A 22,661-nucleotide genomic window follows, 5' to 3' on the forward strand; every position below is an offset into this window, starting at 1 on the left:
CGTGGACGACACCCGCCAGGTTGACGATGTTGCTACGGGCGATGCCCGCCAAGTTGATGCTGTTGTTACGGGCGATGCCCGTCACAATGAGAAGATGAAGAAAAAGCAGGAATCGCGCGAGAAGATCATGGCGGGCAAGACCCGCGAAAAGGGTCTGCTCATCGTCCATACCGGCAAGGGCAAGGGCAAGACGTCCGCCGCGCTCGGCATGGTCGTGCGCGCGATCGGGCATGGCATGAAAGTGGGCGTCGTCCAGTTTGTGAAAGGCGCGATGACCACGGGCGAGAAAGTGGTGTTCGACGCCTTTCCCGACAATGTGGAGTTCAAGCCCATGGGCGAAGGCTTCACCTGGGATACGCAAGACCGCGCGCGCGATGTCGCGGTGGCGCGCGAAGCCTGGGAAGAGGTGAAACGCATGATCGCCGATCCCGGCTATCACATGGTACTGGCCGACGAGCTGAACATCGTGCTGCGCTATGATTATCTGCCGCTGGACGAAGTGCTCGAAGTTTTCGCCGCCAAGGATGCGATGAAGCATGTGATCGTCACCGGCCGGAACGCGCCCGACGCCTTGATGGAGGCGGCGGATCTCGTGACGGAAATGACGATGATCAAGCATCCGTTCCGTTCGGGTGTAAAGGCGCAGGCGGGGATCGAGTTTTGAGACTGGATCTCCTCAGGCTTGTTTGTCCCGAGCGCAGTCGAGGGCCGTCTGTCGCGTCACCACGTCCCTCGACTAGGCTCGGGACAAACGGCTTTCGGAGGCTATCTCGCCCTCAATTGCGCAGACAAACTCTTCGCCGCACGCACGTAGGATGGCCCGCCGCATACCGTCCACGCCTGCGGCAATTTCAGTCGCGGGATATCGGCCAGTGCCGGATGATGCAGCATCTCCGTGCCCTGGTCGGTCACGCTGTCGGTCGCGCTTTCTACGATCAGATAATCCGGCCGCGCCATCACCATCTGCTCCACGCTCAGGCGCGACAAGGCCGGCAAGCCCAAGACGCCCGCCAGATTGCGCAGACCGAGCCGCTGCATCAGATCATCGATCAGCGTGCCCGTGCCGGTCAGATAGCCGCGTCGCTGATAATAAGCCGCGATCGGCCGTCCGGAAACTTTCGGAATCGCGGCAAGTTCGGCATTCATCGTGCGGATCATCGCCACGCCGCGTTCGGGATGGCCCACGGCGTCCGCCACCTGCCGGATCTGCGTGATGATCGCGTCATAGCTCTCCGCCGACGGCAGTTCGAGGATTTGGTAATGCTGTCCTTTCAGCGCCGCCATCGTGCCGCTCCTACGCCCTGGGCTGGCCAGAATGAGATCGGGATTAAGCGCCAGCACATCCTCGGCGCTGCCCCGCGAGGTGCGGATATTGCCTGCGCGCGCGGCCTCGGCGGACATCGCAGTATCGCGCGCGAACCGGGTGAGCGCCGCGATCTGGCTGCGGTCCGCCAGCGCCAGCAAAAGCTGGTCCGCGCACAGATTGAGCGACACGATCCGCTTGGGTGGAGCCGCGGCCACAGGGCCGGGCAGGCACAGCATCACCATCAGGCAGGATCGGAGAATTACTTTGCGCACGGGCTTCTCAATCGGCAGGGTCATCGCTAGGCCCATGACCTCAACGCCTCCGGGACACAAGCGTGACGGGGCGGACCGATCCAAACGAGGTCTTGCCGTGCGAACATTTTCTGCCCGATCGTTGCTGATCGGCGCGCTGATCCTGGCCTGTGTCGTCGCGGCCCTGTTGTCGATCTTCGTCGGCTCCGCGCCGCTCCCGTTCGCCCGCATGGCAGACGTGTTTACCGGCCATGGCGATCCGATCGCGCGCACCATCCTGATCGAACTCCGCTTGCCCCGTGCACTGCTGGGCCTTTCGGTCGGCGCGATGCTGGGGACGGCGGGGGCAGCGCTGCAGGGCTATCTGCGCAATCCCCTGGCCGAACCATCCGTTCTGGGTGCCTCCAATGCGGCCGCGCTCGGCGCGGTGATCGCGCTGTATTTCGGGTTCGCGCAATGGCATCCGGCGATCCTGCCGCTGATGGCCATCGCCTTCGCCATAATCGCGCTCGTAATGCTCTTCGCGCTGGCCGGACATTCCGAGAGTCCGCTCACCTTGATCCTGGCCGGCATCGCCGTGGGGACATTGGCGACCGCGGGGGTCAGCCTGGCGCTCAATCTTTCGCCCAATCCGTTTGCGGCGATGGAGATCACCACCTGGCTGCTGGGATCGCTGGAGGATCGCTCGTTCAGCCATGTGTGGATCGCATTGCCGTGCATCGCGATCGGCCTCATCCTGCTGCTATGGGACGGCCGCGCGCTCGATGCGCTGACCTTGGGCGAAGACGGCGCGCGCGCGATGGGCTTCGATCTGGGCCGCATCCGGCTGCGGCTGCTGCTGGGTGTCGCGATCGGCGTGGGCGGCGCGGTGGCGGTATCGGGCGCGATCGGCTTCGTCGGGTTAATCGTGCCGCATCTGATCCGCCCGCTGACCGATCGTTCGCCCTCGGCGGTGCTGCTGCCCTCCGCCATTGCGGGCGCAGCGCTGTTGACGCTCGCGGACGTGCTGGTACGGATCGTGCCGACCAGCAACGAATTGAAGCTGGGCGTGGTGATGGCGTTTCTCGGCGTCCCCGTCTTCCTCGTGCACCTCATGCGGGAGCGGCGGCTATGGTAAAGATCGCGATCGAAGGGCTGCATGTATCGCTCGGACGCAAGCCCGTGCTGCACGGCGTGGATGCTCAGATGTACGGCGGCGTGGTGATCGGCGTGATCGGCCCCAATGGCGCGGGCAAATCCACGCTGGTGCGCGCGATGCTCGGTCTAATTCCCGTAACCGCCGGCAAAGTCTTGATCGACGGCGTGGCCGATATGCCGCGCAACCGGATGGCCAGGACCGTCGCCTATCTCCCGCAGGGGCAGACGCTGCACTGGCCGCTGACAGTGGAGCGATTGGTCGCGCTCGGTCGCTTGCCGCATCTGGCACCTTTCTCCCGAATTGCGGACGCCGACCATGATGCCATCGAACGCGCTATGGTGATGGCAGACGTGGCCGGCCTGCGGGATCGCATCGCGACCGAGCTTTCGGGGGGCGAACGCGCCCGCGTGATGCTTGCCCGCGCGCTGGCCGTGGAGGCACCTGCGCTGGTGGTGGACGAGCCGCTGGCCTCGCTCGATCCCGGCCACCAGCTTGAGGTGATGGAATTGCTCAAAGCGCAGGCGGCGCGCGGCGCGCTTGTGATCGCGGTGCTGCACGATCTGACGATGGCGGCACGTTTCTGCGATCGGCTGATCCTTTTGAGCCAGGGCCGTGTCGCGGCTGAAGGTTCGCCTTCCGCTGTCCTCACCCCCGATCGCCTCGCGCGGATCTATGGCATCACGGCATGGTTTGGCACCGGCGAAAACGCCTCCGTGATCGTTCCGCTGCACCGCAGCAGTTGACGAACCCGCCCGACCGCGCCTAACGCGCCATCTGCAACAGGTTCCCCGGAGACGGGGATGAAAATGGGAACGGGGTTCAAGACCCCGGCTGCCCCTGCAACTGTGAGCGGTGAGCCATCACGCCATATGCCATTGGGATTTCGGTCCTGAGAAGGCGGCGAGAACCGGCGTTGACCCGCAAGCCAGGAGACCTGCCCGTTGCAGTCGTCCTTCGTCCGGCCAGGGTGCGCCGAGCGGACGGGTCAAGCCCGAGCGACGACATCGTTGACCGCGTTTTCGCGGGCGAGGTCGTGCGCCGTTTTGACGCCCGACCCTGCCCATGAAGACGTGGCCGTCATGTCTTTGAAGGGGTGTATCCAGTGTCAAAATTTCAGATTGTCGTTCCCGGTCTCCTGTTGCTGTCTTCCCCCGTTTTCGCGCAAGGGGAGCCGCTCGACGATGCGGCTGGCGAAAGCGGCCTGATCATTGTTACCGCGGCGCGCGCGCCGATTACCAGCGATCAGATCGCGTCTTCCGTCACCGTGCTCGACAAGCCGGCGATCGACGCCAGCCAAGCGATCATCATATCGGACGTTCTGGTGCGTGCGACGGGCGTGACGCTGACTCGCAACGGCGGCTATGGCACCGCCACCGGCGTGCGCATCCGCGGGGCTGAGAGCGACCAGACCGTAGTCGTGATCGATGGGGTGAAGCTGAACGATCCCTCGTCAACCGGCGGCGGCTATAATTTCGCCAATCTGTTTGTCGGCGACACCGCGCAGATCGAAATCCTGCGCGGCCCGCAATCGATATTGTGGGGCAGCCAGGCCATTGGCGGCGTGGTGAACATCGTCACCGCATCGCCCGAAAAATCGCTGGAAGGCAGCTTCGATGTGGAGGCCGGATCGCGCCAGACCTTCAGCGCACGCGCCGGAATCGGCGGCGTGACCGGCCCGGTGACATGGCGTCTGGCCGGCAACGCCTTCACCACCGACGGGATCAGCGCACTCTCTCCGCGCGTCGGCGGCGTCGAGCCGGATCGTTATACCGATGTCGGCGGCAACGGCCGGGTGAACGTGGATCTCGGGGGCGGTGCCGGACTCGATCTGCGCGGCTATTACGGACGCGGCCGGGTGGAGATCGATTCCACCACGCGCGATACGCTGGATTACAGTACGACCGAAGATATGCTGGGCTATAGCGCGATCAGCGTCCCTTTGCTGGACGGCCGCTGGCGCAATCGCCTGGCGATTTCAGCCACGCAGACCGACCGTGACAGCTTCGGCCCCACCCGCGCTCGGCCGCAAAGCCTGGCGGCGCATGGCACCAACCGGCGCTATGAATATCAGGGCGGTTTCGCCATCACCCAAGGCTGGGACGCGACCTTCGGGCTAGAGCGAGAGGAATCGCGTCTGCGTACCTACAATCTTCCCGCCAGCCTGACCGCGGTGATCCCGACACCCACGCGCGGCAGCGCGCGGCTCGATAGCCTCTATGGCCAATTGATCGCACAAGTCATCGATCCGCTGACGATCACGGCGGGGGTGCGCCACGATGATCATGATCGCTTTGGCGGCAACACCGTCTTTGGCGGCGGCGCGATCCTGTCGCTCTTCAATGGCAATAGCCTGATCCGCGGCAATTATGCCGAGGGTTTCAAAGCGCCCACGCTGTACCAATTGCAGAGCGAATATGGCAATGCGGCGCTGAAGCCCGAGACGTCGGAGGGCTGGGAAGCCGGCCTGGAGCAGCGCCTGTTCGATCGCGCGGTCACACTGTCGGCCACTTATTATGCGCGCGACGCTGAAAATCTGATCGTTTTCTATTCCTGCTCCGGCGCGCCGGCGGGCCTGTGTCTGCAACCAGGTTCGGCCACGATCGGGCGCAGCGGCTATTATGACAATGTCAGCCGCACACGCACGCAGGGCGTTGAACTGGGCGGCAGCGTGGACGTGGCGGGGTTCGCACTGTCTGGAAACTATAGCTGGATCGATGCGGAAGACCGTTCGCCCGGTGCCACGCTGGGCAAGAAACTCCGCCGCCTGCCGCGCAACACGGCAAACGGATCGATCGGCTATGCTTTCGGCTTCGGCCTTTCGCTTGCCGCTGCGGTGCGCTGGTCCGGAAAAGCGTTCGAAAACGCCGCGAACACGCAGATCCTCGACGATTATACGCTGATCGATCTGCGGGCAGCGTTGAAGGCAGGCGACGGCCTTGAAATCTATGCCCGCGCCGAAAATCTGTTCGACGAATATTATGAGACCGCCCGGAATTACAACACGCTCGGCCGCAGCATTCATGTCGGATTGCGGGGGCGCTTCTGATGGCATGTGGTTCGATGGACTTCGGACAGACTGGATGGCTTTTCATGAATTTGCGCGGCAGGAGATGAAATGATGCTGACACAAGTCGATGATGGACCCGCGGTGGTCGCGTGCAACACCTGCCGTCATTCGGATGAATCGCGGCAGGATGCCGAGGGCATCCGCGGCGGCGCACGCCTGGTGGCGGCGCTCGAAACAGTGAAGGCATCGGACGATCGCTATGCCGGAATCGCGGTGCAGCAGATGCCGTGCCTGTTTGCGTGCACCGATTTCTGCACCATTCACCTGCGCGCGCCGGGCAAGGTGGGCTATGTGCTCGGCCGCTTCACGCCGGATGAGGAGGCCGCGCGTGCGATCCTCGATTATGCCGTGCATTATGCCGCGAGCGATCATGGCCGCGTGCCGTTCTCCCAATGGCCGCAGGGCGTGAAAGGCCATTTCATCACGCGCACCCCGCCCGCCGGGTTCGTCGCTGAATGAGCGCGTTCGCAACCGTGGCAGCGTTCGACGCCGCGCTGCGCGCTCTGCCTGCGCCCGATGAGGCAGCCATCGCCGCCGCCGTGGAACGACAGGCGTCGCTCACCAAGCCTGCGGGATCGCTCGGACGGCTGGAGGATATCGCGCTGTTTCTGGCCGGATGGCAGGGCAAGGCGCGTCCTACTGTCGATCGCGCGCGCGTCACGGTATTTGCCGGCAATCACGGAATCACCGCGCATGGCGTGAGCGCATTTCCGCCGGCCGTCACCGCGCAGATGGTCGCGAATTTCGAAGCGGGCGGCGCGGCGATCAACGCCCTTTCGGGCGCGGCCGGGCTTGAGCTGAAGGTTGTCGCGCTGGAATTGGATCGGCCCACCGCTGATTTCACCGTGGCACCCGCGATGAGCGCGGCCGAATGCCTTGCCGCTTTGTCCGCAGGGGCCGCCGCGGTCGATCCAGCGCTCGATCTGCTGGCGGTGGGCGAAATGGGGATCGGCAATTCGACCGCCGCCGCGGCGCTGTGCGCACGCAGCTTCGGCGGCGCGGCGCGCGATTGGGTCGGGCCGGGAACGGGCGTGGATGCGGATGGGATAGCGCGCAAAATCGCCGTGGTCGAACGCGGCTTATCCTTCCATGACAACACGCCACACACCCCGTTCGAGACGCTGCGGCGGCTGGGCGGTCGCGAGATTGCGGCGATGGCCGGGGCCGTGCTTCAGGCCCGATTGTTGCGGATCCCGGTGGTGATGGACGGGTTCATCAGTGGCGCTGCGCTGGCCCCATTGGCCGCCGCCTGCCCCGCGATTACCGATCATTGCATCGCGGGCCATGTCTCGCTGGAGCCAGGCCATGCCCGCCTGCTCGATCGATTGGGCCTGATCCCCTTGCTCTCCCTCAACATGCGGCTGGGCGAGGCGAGCGGGGCCGCGATAGCGGTGTCCATCATCCGCGCAGCGCTGGCGGCGCACAATAATATGGCTACTTTTGCTGAAGCCGGGGTTTCGAACGCGCCATGACCGATTTCGCGCTTCACCTGCTGCGGCACGGCGAGCCCGAACGCACCGGCCTGATGCTGGGCCGCACGGATTGCGCCTCAACCGCGGCGGGCATCGCCGCCTGTGTCGATCAGGCGGGCGATCTCGGCATCGAGACGCTGATATCGTCCGATCTGATCCGGGCAAGCCATGCGGCGAGCGCGATCGGCCGGACATTGAATATATCCGTGACGCGCGATCCGCGCTGGCGCGAGCTGGATTTCGGGGCGTGGGACGGCATGGCGAGCGCCGATCTCGATCCCGAGGCTCTGGGCCGTTTCTGGAATGACCCCGATGCTCATCCGCCGCCGGGCGGCGAACGCTGGTCCGCGCTGGTGGCGCGCGTGTCGGACGCGATCGCGATGCTCCCGCCCCGCCCCACGCTGATCGTCACGCATGGCGGCGCGATGCGCGCGGCGCTGGCGGCGCTCTGCGGCTTCGATCAACGTCAGCTCTGGGCATTCGAACTGCCTTATGCCGCCTTGCTGTCTCTGCGGGTGTGGGAAGGGCAACCACGCTCGGCGCAGATTACGGGCCTTTACGCGTGAAAGGCTTCATCATCGCGCTGCAATTTCTGACACGATTGCCGGCGCCGCGCATGGATGTGAAAGGCGACAATTTTCCTCATGCCATGCGCTGGTTTCCCGCCGTTGGTCTGGTCATCGGACTGATCCTGTCGGGTGCGGCCTTTACAGGTTCGCTGATCGATCCCTGGACCGGCGCACTGGCCGCGCTTGTCGCCTGGGTGCTGGTCACCGGCGCGCTCCATCTCGATGGACTTTCCGATCTGGCGGATGCCAGCGGTGCGGCGCACAAGGATCGAGAACGCTTCCTGGCAGTGATGGCCGATCCCCATGTCGGTAGCTTCGGCGTCGTGGCGATCGGGCTGCAATTGATCGCCAAGATCATCCTGCTGCACGGGCTGATCGAAGCGCAGGCATGGGCAGTCTTGGCACTGATCCCCTTCGCCGCCCGGATCGGTCCGCTCGCCTGGACCCGCTGGCTGGAGCCGCTTCATAGCGGGCTGGCCGCGCGCTTCGCCAAGGCGATCCGGCTTCAGGATATCATTGGCTGGGCCGCCGTGCTCTCGGCGAGCGCGCTGATCGCCCCGTTCATCCTGATCGCACCTATATTAATCGCGCTCTGGGGTCTCTGGCTGCATCGCGCATTGGGCGGTGTATCGGGTGATTGCCACGGCGCGGGGATCGAACTGGTCGAGACCGGCCTGCTCGCCGCCTTATTGATCGGCACCCGCCTGCTTTGACACTGCGATCAGCCCGTCGATATCCAGATGCGCTTCCAGCGCCGCGGCGATCTCATCTAGCGCGGTATCGACCGAGGCATGATAATCGCGCCCCCCCCCCTCCACACCGATCCTCGCCAGGAGCGCGGCGCGTTGCCCGGGATCGGCGAACAGGCCATGAATATAGCTGCCCATCACCAGCCCGTCCGCGCTGATCGCACCATCCGCGCGACCAGCCTCAAATTGTGCGAATGGCCGCGCCGCGTCTGGCCCGGTGGTCTCGCCCATGTGCATTTCATAGCCGTCGAATGGCGCGCCAAAGGCTGCGCCGCGCACCTGCCGCAACGCCTTGGCCGGGGTCAGCATCGTCTCCACGTCAAGCAGCCCCAGCCCATCTACGCTGCCCGGCGCGCCCTCGATCCCGTGGGGATCGGACAGCCGCGTGCCGAGCATCTGATAGCCGCCGCACAGCCCCAGGATCGCGCCACCACGCCGATGATGCGCACGAATGTCCACGTCCCAGCCCTCCGCCTGGAGCGCCGCTAGATCGGCCATCGTCGCCTTGGACCCCGCCAGCACGATCAGCGCGGCCTCCGCAGGGATCGGCTGGCCTGGCGGCACCATCAGCAATTCCACGCCCGGCTCCAGCTTCAGCGGATCGAGATCGTCGAAATTGGAAATCCGCGGCAGGATCGGGCAGGCGATCAGTTTCGCGCCCGGCCCGCGCGCCGCATGGCGCTCAAGCACCACCGCATCCTCGCTGGGCAGCCGTGCCGTCGCCGCCAGCCACGGCACGACGCCGAAACCGCGCCATCGGGCGATTGTCTCGATCTGCCGATAGCCATCCTCGAACAGTGCGGGATCGCCGCGAAACTTGTTGATGATGAAGCCGTGGATCATCGCCGCATCGGCGGGATCAATCACTGCCTTCGTGCCCACGATTGCCGCGATCACGCCCCCGCGATCGATGTCGCCGACCAGCACCACCGGGACATCGGCGGCGCGCGCAAAGCCCATGTTGGCGATATCACCGGCGCGCAGGTTGATCTCGGCGGGCGATCCCGCGCCCTCCACCACCACGATGTCACACCTGGACCGCAAGCGCCGGTAGCTGGCCATGACTTCGCCGAGCAACGCGCCCCGCGCTGCCCGGAAATTTCCCGAACCCAGCGTGCCGCGCACCTTCCCATGCACGATCAGTTGCGATGTGCGGTCCGCTTGCGGTTTCAATAGCACCGGGTTCATATCGGTATGCGGCTCTGCGCGGCAGGCGATCGCCTGCAGCGCCTGCGCCCGCCCGATCTCGCCTCCATCCGCCGTCACGGCCGCATTGTTGGACATATTCTGCGGCTTGAACGGCATCACAGTCAGCCCGCGATTGACCAACGCGCGGCACAATCCGGCGACCAGCACCGATTTGCCGACGTCCGATCCCGTTCCCTGAAGCATCACAGCACCCATGCGGCACCCCCTGCCATGATCCACAGGATAAGGCACGCGCGCCGGTAGATGGCGAGTGCGCGGCGGATATCATCGGCGCTCGCATCGGCGCGGCCATCCCCGATCCACGGCTTGTCGTGCACAATCCCGTCATAGGCGATCGGCCCGGCCAGCCTGATCCCGATCGCGCCCGCCATCGCCGCCTCGGGCCACCCCGCATTGGGAGACGCGTGCTTGCCGGCATCCCGGATCATCATGCGCCAGCCGCCCATCCCGGCCAGGCAGATCACCATAGCCGAGAGCCGTGCGGGGATCAGATTGGCCATATCGTCGGTCCGCGCCGCCGCCCAGCCAAAGGCGCGCCAGCGTTCCTCACGATGACCGATCAGACTGTCCGCCGTGTTGATCGCCTTATACGCCCAAAGGCCGGGCAGGCCGAGCCACAGCAACCAGAAGAGCGGTGCCGCCACACCATCGCAAAAGCTCTCGGCCAGGCTTTCGATCGTGGCGCGGGTGACGCCGGACTCACTGAGCGCCGCGGTGTCGCGCCCTACGATCATGCCGACGAAAACGCGCGCCTCGGCCAGATCGCCCGCCATCAATGCACGCATGACGGGCAGGACATGATCATGAAGGCTGCGCTGCGCGAGACCGGGCGCCGCGCAGAGCGCCACGCCGATCCACGCCCATTGCCCGAGCCAAAGCGCCAGCGCATATTCGATCAGGAACCCGATCCCGCCTGCAAAGGCGACCAGGATCACCACCGTGATCACGCCCGCAATTCTTCGGAAAGGCTCGCCACGGGCATGATTGTTCCACCGTCCCTCACAACCTTCGATCAGCTTGGCAAACGCGCCCACGGGATGCCCGACCACATTGTAGAGCGCGGGCGGCCAGCCGATCGCGGCGTCAATCACCAGCGCCAAAAGGGCGACCGGTTCAGCCAAGCCCCAGCGCCCGATCGAGCCGGTCCAATGCTGCCTCGCTGCCCGGCAATCCCAGCCGCAGCCAGCGCGGATGATGATCGAACGGCCGGGTCAATATCCCCTGCCCTGCCAGATGTTCGAACAGCGCCTCCGCGTGGCCCGTCTCGATCAGCCGGAACAAGGGACAGGTGCCGCGAGGATCGAAACCATGCCGCCGCAGCACCACATCGAGTGCCGCAGCCTCATCCGCCAGCGCTTGGCGCATCATCGCGATCCATGCCGCATCCGCATAGGCGGCGGCACCAATCTGCAACGCCGCCGTCGAAACGGGCCAGCTTCCCAATCGGGCGCGCAGTCGATCGATCATCGCCCGCGGTCCGATCGCAAAGCCAAGCCGCAGCCCGGCGAGCCCGAAGAATTTGCCGAAGGATCGCAACACCATGAGCGGACGATCTTCGGCCACGTGATGCGCCACGCTGGTGCCCGGAAGCGCATCGGCAAACGCCTCGTCGACGATCAGCCAGCCTCCCGCCTGTGTGATGTCCAAAAGCGCTTCGGTCGAAAAAATATGCCCGTCTGGATTCGCAGGGTTTGCGAGCAGCACCGTTCGACCCCCGCGCGTGGGAATCGCGTGCGCATCGATCGACTGCGATCCGGACAGCGCCTCCGCATGGGTGCGATAGCCATCCGCCACATGAAAGGCGGGGCGCGGCAATGGCAGCGTATCGAGCAGACGCAGCCCGATCTCGGTACCCGGCAGCGCGCACACGAAATCGGGGGACGTGCCGAAGCAGACCGCCGCCGCGGCCTCCAGCGCGCGCAGGCCAGCTTCGTCGGGCAGTGCGCGCCAGTCGATCTCCATTGCGGCAGCGCCTGGCCAGGGATGAGGATTGATGCCGGTGGACAGATCGAGCCACGGTTCCGGCGCGCTAGCGAAACGCAGTCGCGCGGCGCTCAATCTGCCGCCATGGAACGTCCATTCACTCAACCGCTTGCCCCTTTGCACCGCGCGCTTTCCTCTCGCGCGTCAGGCTTCGTGGGACAAGTCCAAACACCGAAACACCGTCAGGGGCAAATGGCTAAGGAGTTGAGGGAATCGCGGCGTGCGTTATGGTTGAGCGATGCCATCCCCGCCCCCCCATATCCTGTTCATTCTCGGCGGCGCACGCTCCGGCAAGAGCCGTTATGCCCAACAACGCGCCGAACAACTGGAAGGCGATCTGGTCTATATCGCGACGGCCCAGGCATGGGATGATGAAATGACCGCACGGATTGCGCGCCACCAGGATGACCGCGGCCCGCGCTGGGCGACCCTCGAAGCGCCACTCGCGTTGGCGGCCGCGATCGACGCCGAAGGGCGCTCGGGCCGCGCGCTCCTGATCGATTGCCTCACCCTGTGGGCATCCAACCTGATCTTCGCCGAACGCGATGCCGAGGCGGAAACGGTGCGATTGTTGGATGCGCTGCGTGGGGCACCTTGCCCTGTCATCCTCGTATCCAACGAAGTCGGCCTGGGGATCGTGCCTGACAATGCACTTGCCCGCCGATTCCGCGATGTGGCAGGCATCATCAATCAGGCGGTCGCCGCCGCTGCCGATGAAGCGGTATTCATCGCCGCGGGATTGCCGATCAAACTGAAATAGCGGGGCTGGCACCTATACGCCGGGATCGGAAACCGTGGCGACTGGCCCGGCGCGATCACCTGGCCTGACGACGCGGCGCAAAAGAAAGCCCAGACCGAAACCGATGACGCTGGCGATCAGCCAGGGGATGCCCCCGATCGTCGCCACCAGCATGAAGCCGAACGCCATATTTTCAAACAGGTTCGGCACCGGCGGCCGTGTGATGGTTTCCCAGATGACGATCCCGCAATAGACGATGAGGGGCAGGACCAGCCAAAAGAGCATGGCCCGCACCAGCCAGCGCCGGGGCAGTATCACGACAAGAACGGCCGGCGCGATCAGGGCGGCGATCACGATCAGGGTAAAGTTCAAACGCCGACGCCGCCCGCATAGCGATCCGCGCACGCTTTCATCACCTGGGTCGGCGAACCCAGTTCCACCGCCTGGGCCAGCCCGCGAACCGCGCGCCCTGCCAGCTCGGCCGGATTGACCTCGCCCCCCGCCTGCAGCTCGGAGAGGATGCGCGCATCCAGATCGCTGTTCAATTTCACATAGGTTTCGGCGCGCGGATCAGGGAGCGGATCGCTCGCCTGATAGATTTGCAGCAATGCGGTAGAGAGCGTGTAGCACAGCATCCGCGTATTCGCATTGTCGGTCGGCAAGGTCGTGAACGCGCCCGCTTGCGTCGCGGGAAAAGCGGCCTGGCATGGCTTGGCATAAGCTGCCCCATTCTTCGCCTTGCTCACCTCTGCCTCAAGCACTTTGCCCCGCGCGCTGAGCTTCTGGAGCGTGGTCGGCTCGGCAATGCCGTTGAGCGAAGCGCCGAGTATCAGGAAATGCGCGGCCTGGTTGATCTGGTCGAGCGTCATCTTGTCCGGGCCTTCCGCCGCGTTGAAGACCGCCATCTTCGCCGCATAACAGGTGGCCGCCTGCTCTTGCCGGTCCGCCGGAAGCGCAATTTCGGGCGTGCCGTTGCAGCCCGACAGACCAAGCCCCGTTATAACTATTCCGGAAATCATCCTCCGCATCATCGACACTCCCCCGCCCCGAATCATTTGATCGAAGGGTGCGCCTGGGAACCTCGTTACGCAAGCGCTCCAAAAACGTCGATTTTCCGGGCTTTATGGATGGGCCGGTGCCTCACCCATCAATTTTTGCGCGAAATAGGTCATCTGCAGCGCCTGAAGCCGGGCACCCTGCTGGATATCGGCATCGCCCGAATGCCCGCCTGCCGTATCCTCGTAGAACAGATAGGGCAGACCATATTCCTTCAGCCGCGCCGCGAATTTGCGGGCGTGCTGCGGGCCGACGCGATCGTCCTTGGTGGTCGTCCAGATATAAGGCTCGGGATAGGCGACGCCCTTCTTGATATTCGCGTAAGGCGATATCTTTTCGAGAAACGCCTTTTCCGCCGGCACGCCCACGCTGCCATATTCATCCACCCAGGATGCGCCCGCCGCGATCTGCTCATAGCGGATCATGTCCAGCAGCGGCACCTGGATGGTGACCGCGCTCCAGAGATCGGGATGCTGATTGAACGCCACGCCCATCAGCAGCCCGCCATTGGAGCCACCATAGATGCCGAATTTCTGCGGGCTGGACAGCTTGCGCGCGAAGATGTCCTGCGCCACGGCGGCGAAATCATCGTAGATGATCTGCCGCTTGGTCTTGCGTCCTGCCTCATGCCAGGCCGGGCCGAACTCTCCGCCGCCCCGAATATTGGCAAGCACATAGCTGCCGCCGCGCTGCAGCCAGAGCTTGCCGATCGTGGCGGCGTAGCTGGGCGTCATCGAGACTTCGAAACCGCCGTAAGCGGTCATGATCGTCGGCGTGCTCCCATCAAGCGGAATGCCTTTCTTGTGCACGATGAAATAGGGGATCTTCGCGCCATCGGTGGAGACCGCCTCGAACTGCTCGACCACATGGGTAGACGCATCGAATTTCGCAGGCAGCGCCTTGACCTGCTTCACGCTGGCCGCCGCAGTATCAACCGACCATAGCGTCGTCGGATCGAGAAAGCCGGTGACGTTGATATAGGCCAGATCCTTCTTGTCGGTCGATGAGATCACACTGATGGAGGTGTTGTCCGGCAAGGCGAGCGGCTTGGAGGTCCAGCCTTTGCTGCCCGGCGTCAGCACCATCGCCCGGCCACGGACATTGTCCATGATCGTCAGGATCAGCCGCGATTTCGTGGGGGTCACACCCTCTACCGACTGGCGCGCATTGGGGGCGAACAGGATCACCGGCGAAAGATCGCCACCATCCTGAATATCCTTCAGCGTCACTGCGGCGACGGCACCCGCCGGCACGGTCACGTCGCGCGTGGTCCAGTCTTCGCTGGTGGTGACGATCACCTGCCCGGCGACCATACCCGATAGCCGCGCCTTGCCCGGCAACGGCAATCGCTTCGGCCCCTCTGGCGATATCCAATAGGTCTCGTTGGTGAAAAAAGTCGTGCCGCGATAGATGAAGGCCGCACGATGGCCGCTGCCGTCGCTCAGCACAAAGGGTGCCGAGCCGACCTGATCCGCCGGATCACCGCGATAGATTTCCTCCGCCTGATCAAGCGGCGCGCCACGCTTCACCGCTTTGACCACGAAGGGATAGCCGGAGGCCGTGAGGCTCCCCGCCCCCCAGTCGCGCGCCAGCAGCAATGTGTCCTGATCGAGCCAGGCCTCATTCTGCTTGGACGTGGGCAAGGTGAATCCCTTGTCCACGAACTGACCGGTGGAGAGATCGAACTCGCGGATCGTCACCGCATCCTCGCCCCCATCGGAGAGATTGAGCAGGCACAGCCGCTCATCGGGATCGAGACAGGTTGCGCCTTTCCACACCCATTTCTTGCCCTCGGCCTTGGAGAGCGCATCCAGATCGAGGATCGTGGTCCATGCAGGGCTGGCCGAGGCATAGTCGGCCTCGGTGGTGTAACGCCAGATGCCCTGCGGATGCGCGGCGTCACGCCAGAAATTGAAGATGCGGCCGTTCAGCGGATTGGGATAGGGGATGCGGTCACTGGCCGACGCAATCGCCAGCGCCTCGCCGTAAAGCGCCTTGAAACGCGGATCATCCTGCAGCCGTTTGAGCGTCCGCGCATTCTCCGTTTCGACCCACGCCATCGCTTCGGGGCCGGTCCAGTCCTCCAGCCAGACATAGGGATCACCGGGAATGGACTTCACCGGGGCGGCGGGGGTTTGGGCATGGGATGACATAGTTGTGAAGGTAGAGAGCAAAGCGGCAGCGGCAAGGGCGATGCGCATGGAAATTCTCCTTGGCGATATATGTCCCACATTGAACGATCGCGTGTAAATTCGATCTGGCTTTTTAATGCGCCATGACTGTCGATCATGTTAAATGCGATACAATTGGAGAGGAAGCCAGAAGATGCTGACGTTAACTAATTCGGTTTCACCGCAGCGAAATGGCCGCAGATGTTGCAGGCTCTCGACCATCATTGGCGCTACATTGCTATTCTCGACGCCGTTCAGTGCGATTGCTTGTCGCGCGCCGACGCAAGATTTCTATTCGAGCAGAGAGACGGCGGACCATGTCTTTGACGGTGTTTCAATCGCGCGCAAAAAATTAGTCGGTAACAGCCTTGGGATTTTCGATTCCGACATTAGAATAACTAAGGTTATTCGCGGCAAAAAATTACCAGCAATTTATCGACTTCGTTGGTGGTCCGACGACGGCAGAGGAGGATGCGGACCGCCCGGCCCAGCCATCGAGAAAGGCGATAAGCTCCGCATCCATCTCAAAACCATAAACGGCAGCTTGGTCGCTCAGGGCTGGTCAAAAATCGGGCCAAAGGGAGAGTTGATCCCTTGGCCCCAATATTGACGGCATAATCCTCAATCCGCAAACAGCAAAACCGGCGTCTCCAGCAGTTTGCGGACCGCCTGAACATAGCTCGCGGCATCCCAGCCATCGACCACGCGGTGATCGCAGGAGATGGAGATGTTCATCAGCTTGGCCGCGACGATCTCGCCACCTCGGAACATCGGCCGCTCGATCACGCGATTGGGGCCGATGATCGCTACTTCGGGACGATTGATCACCGGCGTTGTCGCCACGCCGCCAAGCGGTCCGAGCGAGGTGATCGTGAAGGTCGATCCGCTCAATTCCTCGCTCTTCGCCTTGCCGATGCGCGCGGCTTCCGCCAGGCGGGTGATCTCGGTAGCGAGCTGCCACACATTGCGATCCTGCGCATCGCGGATCACGGGCACCATCAGGCCCGCATCGGTCTGCGTCGCCATGCCCAGATGCACGCTGCCATGCCGCGTCACAACGCCCGCTTCGTCATCGTAGCGCGCGTTGATCATCGGAAAATCGGGGATCGCCTTGCAGATCGCGACGATCAGCAGCGGCAGCATCGTGAGTTTCGGGCGGCTCCCGCGATTGGCATTCAGATCCGCGCGCATCGCCTCCAGATCGGTGACGTCCACTTCCTCGACATAGGTGAAATGCGGGATGTTACGCTTGGAAGCCTGCATATTCTCCGCAATGCGACGGCGCATCCCGATCACCTTGATCGGTTCGTCCGCGCGCCTGGCCGACGCGCCCGCTGCACGGAAACCCTGTGCGCTATTGTAGGTGAGATAGGCATCCAGATCAGCATGACGCACACGATCGGACTGCGCTTTCACATCCGCCAGATCGACGCCCAGCGCCCTGGCGCGATCGCGCACGGCGGGGGATGCGAGGATGTGTTTGGCGGCCGTTTTATCAACACCGCTTGTGTCGAGCGTAGTCGAGACACGTTCGGGTTGAGACGCCGGCGTCGGAGCAGGTGCCTCGACTTCGCTCGGCACGAACGGCTCAGGGGCAATCTCAGCCGCTTCAACAATCTCCACCGTCCCGGCATCCGGCGTCTCGGCATCGATCCGTTCCTCCACCGAACCCTCGGTTTCGATCACCACCAGCATCGCGCCGATCGACACGACATCGCCGATCTCGCCCGCGATCTCGATCACCTTGCCCGCCACCGGGGATTCCATCTCCACCGTGGCCTTGTCGGTCATCATGTCAGCGATCGGCTGATCCTCGGCGATCATATCGCCCGGCTTCACATGCCATGCGACGATCTCCGCCTCCGCAATGCCTTCGCCGATATCGGGCAATTTGAAAGTGAAAAGAGCCATTACAAAAATCCCCGTTTGTCCCGAGCGAAGTCGAGGGACGTTTGAGTCTGGGAGAAGGTGTCTCGACTTTGTCGCATTGCGACGAAGTTTATCCCGAGCGCCTGCCTTGGCAGGCAGTCAAGGGGCTCGACACGAACCGAATAGGAGGAAGAACTCTGCATTTCATTCCTTCATGATTTTCTTGAGCGCCTCGGCGATGCGCACCGGGCCGGGGAAATAGGCCCATTCGAGGCTGTGGGGATAAGGCGTGTCGAAGCCGGTGACGCGCTCGATCGGGGCTTCGAGATGATAGAAGCAACGCTCCTGTACCAGGGCCGAAAGCTCCGCGCCGAAGCCCGATGTGCGCGTGGCTTCATGAACGATCATGCAGCGCCCGGTCTTCTTCACAGAGGCTTCGATCGTCTCGATATCGAGCGGGACGAGGGTGCGCAGATCAATGATCTCGGCATCCACGCCCAGTTCCTCGATCGTGGCAGCAACGACATGGACCATCGCGCCATAGCACAGGATCGTGAGCGCCTGCCCCGCCCGCACCACATTGGCCTTGCCCAGCGGGATCCTGTAATAGCCTTCGGGCACTTCACCTGCGGGGTGCGCGGACCAGTTGCGCGCAGGGCGATCATAATGACCGTCGAACGGGCCGTTATAGATGCGCTTGGGTTCGAAGAAGATCGTCGGATCATTATCCTCGATCGCCGCGATCAGCAGACCCTTGGCATCGTAAGGCGTCGAGGGAATGACGGTCTTCACGCCGGACACATGGGTGAAGATGCCTTCGGGCGATTGGCTGTGCGTCTGTCCGCCGAAAATGCCGCCGCCGAAGGGCGAGCGCACCGTCATCGGCGCGATGAATTCGCCGGCCGAGCGATAGCGCAGCCGCGCGGCTTCCGAAACGAGCTGATCGAGCGCCGGATAGATATAGTCGGCAAACTGGATCTCGGGCACGGGGCGCAGGCCATAAGCGCCCATGCCCACCGCGACGCCGATTATGCCGCATTCGGTGATCGGCGTATCGAATACGCGGCGCTTGCCATATTTCTTCTGCAACCCGGCGGTTGCCCGAAACACGCCGCCGAAATAGCCGACATCCTCGCCCATCACGATCACGTCCGGATCGCGCGCCATCATCACGTCCATGGCGGAATTGATCGCCTGGATCATGTTCATGCGCGTGGTGGGTTCGGCGGTTTCCACTGGATTTTCAGTTATATCGCTCATGCGAACACCTCGTCATTCCCGCGCACGAGGGAATCCCGCTGCCTTTGTGTTGAAGCCGACAGACGAAGAAGGAGAAGCGGGATGCCCGCTTTCGCGAGGATGACGAGAGAGGCGTGCACGAACATCGTCACAACCCCGCCGCTTTCTGCTCGTCCAGCATCTGCTGGCATTGCTCCTTCAGATGCCATGGCATATCCTCGAACACGCCCTCGAACATCGTCTCGAACGGCTGGTTCAGACCATGCCCCAATATGCCGTTCTTTTCGGCTTCCTTGGCGGATGCCTTCACCAATTCGGCCAGTTCCAGGTCCATCGCGGCGTGGCGCGCATCATCCCATTCGCCCAGCAATATCAAATGCTGTTTCAGCCGCGCGATCGGATCACCCAGCGGCCAGTCAGCGCTCTCGTTCGCCGAACGATATTGGCCGGGATCGTCCGAGGTGGAATGCCCCTCGGCGCGATAGGTGAAATGCTCGATCAGCGTCGGCCCCTGATTGGTCCGCGCGCGCTCGGCCGCCCATTCGGTCGCGGCATAAACCGCCAGCGCATCGTTGCCGTCCACTCGCAGCCCGGCGATGCCATAGCCGATCGCGCGCGCGGCAAAGGTAGTCGATTCCGCGCCCGCAAAACCGGAAAAGGAGGAGATCGCCCATTGATTGTTCACGATGTTGAAGATCACGGGCGCGCGGTAGACGCTGGCGAAGGTGCAGGCGGAATGGAAATCGCCTTCCGCGGTGGAGCCTTCGCCGCACCATGTGGCGGCAATCCGCGTGTCGCCGCGCGAGGCGCTGGCCATCGCCCAGCCCACGGCCTGCGGATATTGCGTCGTCAGATTGCCGGAGATCGAAAAGAAGCTCGCATCACGCACCGAATACATGATCGGCAATTGCTTGCCCTGCAGCCGGTCGCCCTTGTTCGAATAGATCTGGTTCATCATATCGACCAGAGACCAGCCGCGCGCGATCAAGATGCCCTGCTGGCGATAGCTGGGGAAGCACATATCGTCTTTCTCCAGCGCGAAGGTCGCGGCGATCGCCACCGCCTCTTCGCCCAGGCACTTCATGTAGAAGCTGGTCTTGCCCTGCCGCTGCGCGCGAAACATGCGCTCGTCGAAAACGCGGGTCAGCGCCATCGCGCGGAGGATCGCCCGCAAGCGATCGGGGGAGAGCTTGGGATTCCAAGGCCCGACCGCCTGGCCGTCATCATCCAGCACGCGGACGAGCGAATAAGCGAGTTCGTGGAAACTGTCCGGCCTGGCGTCGGCTTCCGGGCGGACGGCCACACCGGCGACGGGGATGAAGAGATCGCTATAGTCCGCCGTGTCGCCGGGACGGAATTTGGGTTCGGGAACATGAAGCTCCAGCGGACTCAAATTGCGGCCTTCGCGCGCGCCGCTTCCAACCTCTGCGGTCATCCCGATCATCCTCTTTCAGCGCCCATTAATGGGTCAGCATTCCTACCCTATCCTTGTTATTATATTTCAAAGACGATTGCCAGCGGACTTTTACATCCGCTGGCAATTTCGTTTCATTCGGTCGGAAATCCGCGCTTTTTGAGCAGCGCTTTCACGTCTGGGTCGCGGCCGCGAAACGCACGATAGGCTTCTGCCCGGTCGGTCTCATTCCCGGTGGACAAGAGAATCGCGCGGAATTTGTCCGCGGTCGCTTTGTCCCACGGGCTCCCCGCTTCGGTGAACGCCGCCCAGGTATCCGCATCCATGGTTTCGGACCAGAGATAGCTGTAATAGCCCGCTGAATAGCCATCGTCCGCGAACAGATGATTGAACTGCGGCAGGCGGTGACGCATCACCATTTCCTTGGGCATCCCGATTTCCGCCAGCGTCGCCTTTTCGAAAGCCTTGGGATCGGTGACGGGCTGATCCCGATCATGGATCTTCATGTCGAGGATCGCGGACGACAGATATTCCACCGTTTCGAAACCCTGATTGAAGGTCGACGATTTCTCGATCTTGTCGACCAGCGCTTGCGGCATCGGTTCGCCCGTCTTGTAATGCTTGGCATATTGATCCAGCACGTCGCGGGTCAGCAGCCAATTCTCATTCACCTGGCTGGGATATTCCACGAAATCCCGGGGGGTTTCCGCCAGCGCCGGATAGTAGACGTCCTGCAAGAAATAATGGATGGCATGGCCGAATTCGTGAAACAGCGTGGTCGCATCGTCCAGGCTGATCAGCGTGGGCTCGCCCGCCCCGCCCTTCACGAAATTATTGTTGTTGGACGCCAGCACATTCTGTTCGCCGCCCAGCCCCTGCTGGCTGCGATAGGTGGTCATCCACGCGCCGGAGCGCTTGCCGGCACGCGCATAGCCATCGAAGTAGAACACGCCCACATTGGAGCCGTCGCGCTTGTCGGTCACCGCGAAGGTGCGGACATTGGGATCGAACACCGGAATCTCTCCGGTGTTTTCCTTGAACGCCAGATCATAATTGCGCCCGGCCGCGTAAAAGGCACCCTGCAGGATATTGTTCAGTTCGAGATAGGGTTTGATCTCCCCCTCATCGAGATCATATTTCGCCTTGCGCACCTTCTCTGCATAGAAACGGTAATCCCAGGGCTCGATCGTGATCTTCGCGCCCTTCCCGCTCTTAGCTTCAGCGTCGGCGATCGCCTGCATGTCGGCCACTTCCTGATGCACCCGCGCCACCGCCGGTCCCCAGACACGCATCATCAGATCCATCGCCTTGGCCGGATCCTTCGCCATGGTGTCATCCATCCGATACCAGGCATGGTTCTTGAAGCCGAGCAGCTTGGCGCGATCGGAGCGCATCTTGAGGATCTTCACGATCGTGGCATTGGTGTCATTCGCATTGCCATTGTCACCGCGATTGGTGAACGCACGCCACACTTTCTCGCGCAGCGCACGATTGGTGGACGCATTGAGCAGGGGCTGGACCGACGAGCGCGTGTTGACCACCACCCATTTGCCCGGCAATTTGCGCTCATCCGCCGCATCCTTGAGCGACGCGACGAAGCTGTCCGACAGGCCTGCCAGATCCGCCTTGTCATCGATCACGATCCACGTCTCTTCATCCGCCAGCACCTTCGCGCTGAAATCGGAGAAAGCGCCCGACAGATCCTGGTTGATCTGCGTCACCTGCGCCTTTTGCGCGGGTGTCAGCAGCGCACCACGGCGGACGAACCCTTCATAATCGCGCTCGACGATACGGAGTTGTTCCGGCGTGAGCTTCAACGAGGCACGCTTGTCGTAAACCGCTTTATGGCGCTGGAAGAGCTTCTGATCGAGGTTGAATTCATCGAAAAACCCGGCGAGCTTCGGGCTCCATTCCTTGTCGATCGCCTGCACCTCGGCATTGGATTGATTGCTCACCTGGACGCCCCACAGGCCGAACAGGCGCGTCATCGTCTGCCCCGAAAGCTGCATCGCTTCGTTCACATTCTTGAAGGTGGCGGGTGACTCATCGTCACGGATTTTGTGCACCTCCGCGCGATATTCAGCCATCGCCGCCTCGAACGCTGCCGGAAACAGGCTGGGCTGCATCTTGTCCCAGGGCGGAACCCCCTCAAACGGGCCGGTCCATTTGGCGAGCATGGGATTGTCGCTGGCGGGCACGGCCTTGGCGGCGGGCGCTGCGGTTTCGGCAAAAACGGTCACGGGCGCAGCCACGGCAAGCGACGATGCGCCCGCGGCAAGCAGGAAGAGGGTGCGCAAGGCAATTCTCCGAATAAGCGGTTTATGATGAGGTCGCGTTGGAGCGGCATGGGATGAACCTAGACTGGTTTTCGACAAACGGTCATGAAGGGACGATGAACCGCGACGATCGTGATCATCGCGATCCGACGG

General features: G+C 63.1%; 21 protein-coding genes and 1 riboswitch. Of the genes, 10 read left to right on the forward strand and 11 right to left on the reverse strand.

The features are described from left to right. Position 1: 1 nt before the first annotated feature. Positions 2–664, forward strand: a complete 663-nt coding sequence (cobO, locus tag FHS49_RS12395) for a cob(I)yrinic acid a,c-diamide adenosyltransferase (RefSeq protein WP_343052975.1) — start codon at positions 2–4, stop codon at positions 662–664. Between the two features lie 101 nt (positions 665–765). Here the strand turns inward: cobO and FHS49_RS12400 are convergent, their stop codons facing one another. Further along, a complete protein-coding gene (locus tag FHS49_RS12400) occupies positions 766–1,602 on the reverse strand; it encodes an ABC transporter substrate-binding protein (RefSeq protein WP_425502689.1) in 837 nt (278 codons plus the stop codon). Positions 1,603–1,675: 73 nt separating this feature from the next. Between FHS49_RS12400 and FHS49_RS12405 the strand changes: the two genes are divergently transcribed. From FHS49_RS12405 to cobS, 7 genes are all read left to right on the forward strand, one after another. Next, on the forward strand, positions 1,676–2,674 hold the full coding sequence (locus tag FHS49_RS12405) for a FecCD family ABC transporter permease (protein WP_343052976.1): 999 nt from the start codon (positions 1,676–1,678) through the stop codon (positions 2,672–2,674). Further along, a complete protein-coding gene (locus tag FHS49_RS12410) occupies positions 2,668–3,438 on the forward strand; it encodes an ABC transporter ATP-binding protein (RefSeq protein WP_184018985.1) in 771 nt (256 codons plus the stop codon). Before FHS49_RS12405 ends, FHS49_RS12410 begins: the two co-directional genes overlap by 7 nt. A 21-nt stretch (positions 3,439–3,459) precedes the next feature. Further along, positions 3,460–3,651: riboswitch (cobalamin riboswitch) on the forward strand. A 146-nt stretch (positions 3,652–3,797) separates the two neighbouring features. Then, positions 3,798–5,741 (forward strand): TonB-dependent receptor domain-containing protein, encoded by a 1,944-nt coding sequence (locus tag FHS49_RS12415; protein WP_184018987.1) that lies wholly within the window; start codon positions 3,798–3,800, stop codon positions 5,739–5,741. A 72-nt stretch (positions 5,742–5,813) separates the two neighbouring features. Continuing rightward, positions 5,814–6,221: a DUF1636 domain-containing protein gene (locus FHS49_RS12420; protein WP_184019805.1), complete on the forward strand. Its 408-nt coding sequence runs from the start codon at positions 5,814–5,816 to the stop codon at positions 6,219–6,221. Continuing rightward, a complete protein-coding gene (gene cobT, locus FHS49_RS12425; protein ID WP_184018989.1) occupies positions 6,218–7,234 on the forward strand; it encodes a nicotinate-nucleotide--dimethylbenzimidazole phosphoribosyltransferase in 1,017 nt (338 codons plus the stop codon). Before FHS49_RS12420 ends, cobT begins: the two co-directional genes overlap by 4 nt. Next, entirely contained in the window at positions 7,231–7,800 is a 570-nt protein-coding gene (locus FHS49_RS12430; protein WP_184018991.1) for a histidine phosphatase family protein, read from the forward strand. Before cobT ends, FHS49_RS12430 begins: the two co-directional genes overlap by 4 nt. Next, positions 7,797–8,516 (forward strand): adenosylcobinamide-GDP ribazoletransferase, encoded by a 720-nt coding sequence (cobS, locus tag FHS49_RS12435; RefSeq protein ID WP_184018994.1) that lies wholly within the window; start codon positions 7,797–7,799, stop codon positions 8,514–8,516. Before FHS49_RS12430 ends, cobS begins: the two co-directional genes overlap by 4 nt. Here the strand turns inward: cobS and FHS49_RS12440 are convergent. Genes FHS49_RS12440 through FHS49_RS12450 form a run of 3 tightly spaced genes read right to left on the reverse strand, consistent with a single transcriptional unit; the run spans position 8,490 to position 11,849 of the window. After that, a complete protein-coding gene (locus FHS49_RS12440; protein ID WP_184018997.1) occupies positions 8,490–9,956 on the reverse strand; it encodes a cobyric acid synthase in 1,467 nt (488 codons plus the stop codon). The two genes, cobS and FHS49_RS12440, sit on opposite strands and share 27 nt — an antisense overlap. Next, positions 9,944–10,882, reverse strand: coding sequence for an adenosylcobinamide-phosphate synthase CbiB (cbiB, locus tag FHS49_RS12445; protein ID WP_184018999.1), 939 nt, complete (start codon positions 10,880–10,882; stop codon positions 9,944–9,946). Before cbiB ends, FHS49_RS12440 begins: the two co-directional genes overlap by 13 nt. Further along, positions 10,875–11,849 (reverse strand): aminotransferase class I/II-fold pyridoxal phosphate-dependent enzyme, encoded by a 975-nt coding sequence (locus FHS49_RS12450; RefSeq protein WP_184019001.1) that lies wholly within the window; start codon positions 11,847–11,849, stop codon positions 10,875–10,877. Before FHS49_RS12450 ends, cbiB begins: the two co-directional genes overlap by 8 nt. 133 nt (positions 11,850–11,982) lie before the next feature. Here FHS49_RS12450 and cobU point away from each other — a divergent pair, with 133 nt between their 5' ends. Continuing rightward, on the forward strand, positions 11,983–12,504 hold the full coding sequence (gene cobU, locus FHS49_RS12455) for a bifunctional adenosylcobinamide kinase/adenosylcobinamide-phosphate guanylyltransferase (RefSeq protein WP_184019003.1): 522 nt from the start codon (positions 11,983–11,985) through the stop codon (positions 12,502–12,504). 12 nt (positions 12,505–12,516) lie between these two features. On the opposite strand, the gene FHS49_RS12460 is transcribed toward cobU, so the two are convergent. The 3 genes from FHS49_RS12460 to FHS49_RS12470 form a co-directional block, all read right to left on the reverse strand. After that, positions 12,517–12,855, reverse strand: coding sequence for a hypothetical protein (locus FHS49_RS12460; RefSeq protein ID WP_184019005.1), 339 nt, complete (start codon positions 12,853–12,855; stop codon positions 12,517–12,519). After that, the gene (locus FHS49_RS12465; RefSeq protein WP_184019007.1) at positions 12,852–13,514 is read right to left on the reverse strand and encodes a hypothetical protein; all 663 of its coding nucleotides are present in this window, start codon (positions 13,512–13,514) and stop codon (positions 12,852–12,854) included. The genes FHS49_RS12460 and FHS49_RS12465 overlap by 4 nt, the downstream gene beginning before the upstream one ends. A gap of 90 nt (positions 13,515–13,604) precedes the next feature. Next, positions 13,605–15,740 (reverse strand): prolyl oligopeptidase family serine peptidase, encoded by a 2,136-nt coding sequence (locus FHS49_RS12470; RefSeq protein ID WP_184019009.1) that lies wholly within the window; start codon positions 15,738–15,740, stop codon positions 13,605–13,607. Between the two features lie 124 nt (positions 15,741–15,864). Between FHS49_RS12470 and FHS49_RS12475 the strand changes: the two genes are divergently transcribed. Then, a complete protein-coding gene (locus FHS49_RS12475; RefSeq protein WP_184019011.1) occupies positions 15,865–16,320 on the forward strand; it encodes a hypothetical protein in 456 nt (151 codons plus the stop codon). 11 nt (positions 16,321–16,331) lie between these two features. On the opposite strand, the gene FHS49_RS12480 is transcribed toward FHS49_RS12475, so the two are convergent. From FHS49_RS12480 to FHS49_RS12495, 4 genes are all read right to left on the reverse strand, one after another. After that, positions 16,332–17,621 (reverse strand): dihydrolipoamide acetyltransferase family protein, encoded by a 1,290-nt coding sequence (locus FHS49_RS12480; RefSeq protein WP_184019013.1) that lies wholly within the window; start codon positions 17,619–17,621, stop codon positions 16,332–16,334. A gap of 162 nt (positions 17,622–17,783) precedes the next feature. Continuing rightward, positions 17,784–18,788 (reverse strand): alpha-ketoacid dehydrogenase subunit beta, encoded by a 1,005-nt coding sequence (locus FHS49_RS12485; RefSeq protein WP_184019807.1) that lies wholly within the window; start codon positions 18,786–18,788, stop codon positions 17,784–17,786. A gap of 178 nt (positions 18,789–18,966) precedes the next feature. Then, complete coding sequence (locus FHS49_RS12490) at positions 18,967–20,253, reverse strand: 3-methyl-2-oxobutanoate dehydrogenase (2-methylpropanoyl-transferring) subunit alpha (protein ID WP_184019015.1); 1,287 nt, start codon at positions 20,251–20,253, stop codon at positions 18,967–18,969. Positions 20,254–20,366: 113 nt separating this feature from the next. Then, positions 20,367–22,529: a M3 family metallopeptidase gene (locus FHS49_RS12495; RefSeq protein WP_221240497.1), complete on the reverse strand. Its 2,163-nt coding sequence runs from the start codon at positions 22,527–22,529 to the stop codon at positions 20,367–20,369. Positions 22,530–22,661: the final 132 nt, after the last annotated feature.

It is taken from the genome of Sphingobium boeckii (genome assembly GCF_014199215.1).
GTDB lineage: Bacteria > Pseudomonadota > Alphaproteobacteria > Sphingomonadales > Sphingomonadaceae > Sphingobium_A > Sphingobium_A boeckii.